A 550-nucleotide genomic window follows, 5' to 3' on the forward strand; every position below is an offset into this window, starting at 1 on the left:
CGTTCAGACGTCCAGTCTGGCCCTAGACATCGCTAAATGCTTAACCCGCAATAGCCCTCACGAGTTGTTATCAGCCACTACCGGTTGAGCGAGAAGGTTTTGGGTTCAGGGTGCTATTGCTCCACCAATCACAATACTGAAGCCCCAACTGTTATCAGTTGGGGCTTTTTCTTGTCTGTTTGCGGCGGTTGCGTTTTATCGGTAGTCGTCGAGCTCTGCACCATCCCACATAAGAGCTTAACGGTGCGATCTTCAACGCCATCACACAAAACTTTCTTTTTCACGCACAGTCAACTTATTGGATGTTTTATTAACAACCCAAAAGGAGATATTTAGCGGGCGGCCGGAAGGTGAATGCTAGGCATGATCTAACCCTCGGTCTCTGGCGTCGCGACTGCGAAATTTCGCGAGGGTTTCCGAGAAGGTGATTGCGCTTCGCAGATCTCCAGGCGCGTGGGTGCGGACGTAGTCAGCGCCATTGCCGATCGCGTGAAGTTCCGCCGCAAGGCTCGCTGGACCCAGATCCTTTACAGGAAGGCCAACGGTGGCG

At 52.7% G+C, this 550-nt stretch carries 1 pseudogene; it reads right to left on the bottom strand.

The annotated features are described in order from the left end of the window. Nucleotides 1-357: 357 nt before the first annotated feature. Nucleotides 358-550 (bottom strand): annotated as a pseudogene (locus R7Q48_RS30120) (sulfonamide-resistant dihydropteroate synthase Sul1); the annotation flags it as partial.

It is taken from the genome of Vibrio sp. 378 (assembly GCF_033339435.1).